This window comes from Methylomagnum sp., from assembly GCF_054333355.1.
In genome coordinates this window covers 1-5,027 of sequence record NZ_JBTEKS010000324.1, presented here as the reverse complement: position 1 = coordinate 5,027, position 5,027 = coordinate 1, and the positions used below count along the sequence as shown (strand labels likewise).

General features: G+C 54.7%; 5 protein-coding genes. All 5 read left to right on the top strand.

The window, feature by feature from the left end; translation table 11 throughout:
• On the top strand, positions 1-558 hold a 558-nt coding region (locus ACXWUF_RS18310; RefSeq protein ID WP_458496046.1), incomplete at its 5' end, for an ABC transporter permease.
• Positions 559-645: 87 nt separating this feature from the next.
• Positions 646-1,788 carry an AAA family ATPase gene (locus ACXWUF_RS18305; protein WP_458496045.1) on the top strand — a complete coding sequence of 381 codons (1,143 nt, stop codon included), beginning with the start codon at positions 646-648 and terminating at the stop codon, positions 1,786-1,788.
• The gene (locus tag ACXWUF_RS18300) at positions 1,781-2,551 is read left to right on the top strand and encodes a hypothetical protein (protein ID WP_458496044.1); all 771 of its coding nucleotides are present in this window, start codon (positions 1,781-1,783) and stop codon (positions 2,549-2,551) included. The genes ACXWUF_RS18305 and ACXWUF_RS18300 overlap by 8 nt, the downstream gene beginning before the upstream one ends.
• Before the next feature lie 4 nt (positions 2,552-2,555).
• The gene (gene rluF / locus ACXWUF_RS18295; RefSeq protein WP_458496043.1) at positions 2,556-3,332 is read left to right on the top strand and encodes a 23S rRNA pseudouridine(2604) synthase RluF; all 777 of its coding nucleotides are present in this window, start codon (positions 2,556-2,558) and stop codon (positions 3,330-3,332) included.
• A gap of 25 nt (positions 3,333-3,357) precedes the next feature.
• Positions 3,358-5,027, top strand: a 1,670-nt coding sequence (locus ACXWUF_RS18290) for an ABC transporter ATP-binding protein (RefSeq protein WP_458496042.1), incomplete at its 3' end; no start/stop codon positions are given.

Below are 5,027 nucleotides of genomic sequence, written 5' to 3'. Positions count from 1 at the left end.
CTCTACACCACGCTCAACTCCGTGCCCGGCGTGCTGCTCATCGCCGCCGCCATGCTGGTGATGCAGGGCTACATGGCCCGCCACGAGGACGAATTCGCCAGCCTCGCATTGCGGGCGGATTTCCGGTTGCTGGCGCTGTGCCTGATTTTGGGGCTGACCTCGTGGACCGGCCTGTGTCGGCTGCTGCGGGCGGAAACTTTGAAGCTGCGGGAGTTGGAATATGTGCAGGCGGCGCGGGCGCTGGGGGTGCGGCAGGGGGTGATTCTGCTGCGGCATATCCTGCCGAACCTGTTCCATCTGGTGCTGATTTCGGTGGCGCTGGATTTCAGCTCGCTGGTGCTGGCCGAGGCGGCGCTGTCGTATATCAATATTGGGGTGGACCCGACCATGGAATCCTGGGGCAATATGATTAACTCGGCCCGCCTGGAAATGGCTCGCGATCCGGTGGTGTGGTGGTCGCTGGTGGCGGCGTTTGTGTTTATGTTCGCGCTGGTGTTGCCAGCGAATTTGTTTGCGGATGCGGTCAGGGATGCGTTTGATCCGAGGCGGGGCGAGTAAGCGTTGATCCTGATATTTACAACTATTCCCGCTTTTGCGGGATATCGCCACTACAATGGCGGTTACTTCAAACTGAGGACGCGATAAATGATCGAAATTATCGAATTGCACAATTTTAAAAGCCACCGGAATACCAAAATTAATTTGGATAATTCCCGGTTGCACGCGCTAGTGGGGCAGAATAGCTCGGGGAAGACTTCCGTTTTGCAGGCTCTATATGCTTTAAGTCGGTTGGTTAATTCTCCACCGGAAATAGTTTTTAGGCATCCTTTCTCTCCTGATAGCCTTGTAACTGCTGGACAGCGAGATTTATCTGTTATGGCAAGCGGATTCTGGGGATGTGGGGAGGATTTGGCGACCTGGAGAGCAGGCTACGGGTTTGAACGGTTAACCGACACTGCATGGCAGTCACCCGCTTTAATCTGGAAAACCGATCACAGCGAAGGACAAGCAAACAAATGGTCAGAAATGTTTGGTAACTTGGCCGAATATCCTGTACCCCAAGCGTTGATAAGCACTATTAATATAAAGCTAATGGTCGCCAATCTTGCCAAGGCGGCTTACAGTGAAGAAATCATCCCGAGCGTTGAATATGACGGTTCGGGTTTGGCACCTACATTGGATTATTTCCGCAACGAAGTTCCAAACTCGTTTCAATACTTGCAGGAATGGTTGAAACGAATCGTTCCGGGAGTTCGGATGGTGGGGATAAGACGTGCCAAGGTTCAAGTCAATCGTCAGCGCTTAATTGAAGTGGATGGAAAGTCGCTTTCTTATAATGAGAGCCAGGATGTCACTGGACAAGAAATTGTTTTAGATATGAATACGGGCGAGCGTATTCCTGCTCATGCTATTAGCGAAGGAACCTTACTGGCTTTGGGGCTTCTGGCCTTTTTAGCCAATCCTAAGCCGCCAAATCTAGTATTACTGGACGATATCGAACAAGGACTCCACCCCAAAGCTCAACGAGAATTAGTGGCGGTATTCAAAGAAATCATCCAAACCAACCCCAATTTACAAATCATCTTTTCCACCCACTCGCCTTATATCGTAGACGAACTCAAACCCTCCCAAGTTCATGTATTGAATAACAATCATGCGGGCTTTACTCACTGCAAACGCTTGGACGAACATCCCGATGCCGAATGGGCCATACAAACCCTCACCACCGGGGAATTCTGGAGCGCCGAAGGCGAAGATTGGGTTGTGACTGGGGAACAAGATGCTTGAGTTTCTGGTTATCGTCGAAAGCAGCGCGGATGCCCGCACCGCCACAGTATTAGCCGAGCGAGTTTTAACAGAAAAGGTCGATTGGCTGGATTCCAGCCTGTTTGAATATACATTCCGATGGAGTGGATTAAAACCAGAAACGCAGCATTCCTGTTGGAAGGATATTCGTCTTATTGTCGAGTATTTTGAGAAGAAGGGGTTTCGCTTTCCGAGGCCTCTCGGTCACGATAAAACCCCAAAAAAGGCCGATTTTCACACGACGGCGAAGATTATCAACGTCGTTAAAGCTCTTCGCCGCAAAGAGGGTCGCTTGATTGAGGCGGTTCTATTTATCCGTGATTTGGATAGTCAACCCGAACGTTTAGAAGGAATCACAGAGGCACGTAAGCCATATATTGGCGAACAGACAGAGTTTCAAATTATTATCGGCACCGCCGACCGAATGCGGGAAGCCTGGGTTTTGAATGGATTTATCCCGTCTGACCAAGCGGAACAACGACGCTTGGAAGAAACAAGCCGGGAATTAGGTTTTTGTCCATGCGAAGACGCGCACCGGCTACGCTCCACGTCAGATCGAAGCAGAAATCCCAAAGTGGTTCTAGAAACGCTCACGGGTGGCGAATATTCACGCGAAGAACAATGCTGGAAAGCAACCCCGCTGGAAATTCTTCGGACAAAAGGCAAGCATACCGGACTCACCCACTATCTGAGTGAAATCGAACAACGGCTAGTTCCAATTATCTGTAATCCTGGCGAAAACTAACTCCATGGACCAAACCCCAAAACGCCTCAACAAATTCATCAGCGAAACCGGCTATTGCTCGCGCCGCGAGGCGGACAAGCTCATCGAAGAACGACGAGTCACCATTAATGGCAAAGTGCCGGAAATGGGCACCAAAGTCGGCCCCGACGACATGGTGCGAGTGGATGGCAAGCTGATAAAAGAAAAGCGCGAAAAATTCATCTATCTCGCCTTCAATAAGCCGGTGGGCATCGAATGCACCACCAACCTGGCAGCCAAGAATAATATTATCGACTACATCAATCACCCCAAACGGATTTTCCCCATCGGGCGACTGGATAAAGCCAGCGAGGGCTTGATATTCCTGACCAATGATGGCGACATCGTAAATAAAATCCTACGGGCCGGGAATAATCACGAGAAGGAATATGTCGTCACGGTCGATAAACCCATTGCCGATAGATTTATTGAGCGCATGGGCAACGGCATTCCGGTGTTGAATACCATCACCGAAAAATGCAAAATCACGCAAACCGGAAAGCACACCTTTAAAATCATCCTGACCCAAGGATTGAACCGGCAGATTCGCCGGATGTGTGAATTCTTAGGTTACGAAGTGACCGCCTTGAAGCGGATTCGTATTATGAATATCTCGCTGGATGTGCCGCTGGGCCGGTATCGTTATTTGACCGAGCCTGAAATTAAAAAGCTGAATCAGCTTATCGAACCTTCTAGCAAAACTGAGGAAGCCAGTTTGCCAAAAACCAAGCCGGTGAGACGAAGAGCGAAATCTACTCGGTGAATGAGGCGAATTGTGAAGGTTAACCATGAGTAATACCCCGGCCCGTTCTCCGGCGGAGCGGCTGCTCACCGTCACCAACCTGCACGTTGCCTTCAAGCAGGGCACCGACTACGTTCCAGCGGTGGACGACATTTCCTTCCACATCGACAAAGGCGAGAGCTTCGCCCTGGTCGGCGAATCCGGTTCCGGCAAGTCGGTGACGGCGCTGTCGGTGTTGCGCTTGCTGCCCCACAACGCCCGCATCGGCGGCGGCGAGGTGCGCTTGGGCGGGACCGATCTGTTCCGGCTGCCGGAATACGCCATGGGCGCCATCCGGGGACGGCGCATCGGTATCGTGTTCCAAGACCCGATGAGTTCGCTCAATCCGGTGATGACCATCGGTCGGCAAATCGGCGAGGTGCTGGCCTTACAACGTGGATTGAGGGGCGCGGCTTTGCACCGGCGGGCGCTGGAATTGCTGGATCAGGTGGGGCTGCCCGAACCGGCCCGGCACTTCGGCGAATATCCGCACCAGCTTTCCGGCGGGATGCGGCAGCGGGCGATGATCGCCATCGCTCTGGCGGGCGAGCCGGATTTGCTCATCGCCGACGAGCCGACCACGGCGCTGGACGTGACCTTGCAGGCGCAAATCCTGGAATTGCTCAGGCGCCTGCAACGGGACACCGGCATGGCGCTATGGCTCATCACCCACGACTTCGGCATCGTCGCGGAACTGTGCGACCGGGTGGCGGTGATGCGGGCGGGGAAGATCGTCGAGCAGAGCGGGCGGGAATTCTTCGAGGGGCCGGCGCATCCCTATAGCCGGGCGTTGTTGGGGGCGATGCCGAGGCTGGACGCGTGTTTAGGACATGGCCGCAAACAATTTCCCGAATTCATCGCGCCTCGCTGTAGGTCGGGCTTTAGCCCGACAGGTCGGACTGAAGTCCGACCTACCGATTCCGGGAAGTTATTTTTTGCCAACTCCTTGGTAAGGAAGAAAAGCCTGATTGATCCCCCTCACCCCGACCCTCTCCCAGGGGGAGAGGGGACTAAAGCCGCGTTGTTGGAGGTTTCTGATTTCAGGGTTCATTACCCGATTAAGAAGGGCATCTTCCAGCGCACGGTGGATTTTGTGCGGGCGGTGGATGGCGTGTCGTTTTCCTTGGGGCGGGGCGAGACTTTGGCCTTGGTGGGCGAGTCCGGCTGCGGCAAGACGACCTTGGGCAAGGGCATCCTGAATCTTATCGACTCGTCCGGCGGGCGGGTGCGGTTCGACGGGGCGGACATCACCGGGCTGACCGGCGAGGCGAGGCGGCAGCGCTACGCCGAGATGCAAATCGTGTTTCAAGACCCGTACTCGTCGATGAATCCGCGCATGATCGTCGGCGACGTGATCGAGGAGGGGTTGCGTGCCCAGCGTTTAGGCATGACGGCGGCGGAGCGGCGGGAGCGGGCGGAGGATTTGCTGCGCTCGGTGGGCTTGCCGCCGGAAGCGCGGTTGCGCTATCCGCACGAATTCTCCGGCGGGCAGCGCCAGCGCATTTGCATCGCCCGCGCCCTGGCGGTGGAGCCGAAGCTCATCGTCTGCGACGAGCCGACCAGCGCCCTGGATGTGTCGGTGCAGGCGCAAATTCTGGCGCTGCTGCGGGAACTGCGGGAAACCCGTGGCCTGAGCTATCTGTTCATCACCCACGACTTGGCGGTGGTCGCGGAACT

Coding starts and splice junctions, on each gene's coding strand:
- rluF (WP_458496043.1), top strand. CDS start 2,556: ATGGACCAAACCCCAAAACGCCTCAACAAATTCATCAGCGAAACCGGC.
- ACXWUF_RS18300 (WP_458496044.1), top strand. CDS start 1,781: ATGCTTGAGTTTCTGGTTATCGTCGAAAGCAGCGCGGATGCCCGCACC.
- ACXWUF_RS18305 (WP_458496045.1), top strand. CDS start 646: ATGATCGAAATTATCGAATTGCACAATTTTAAAAGCCACCGGAATACC.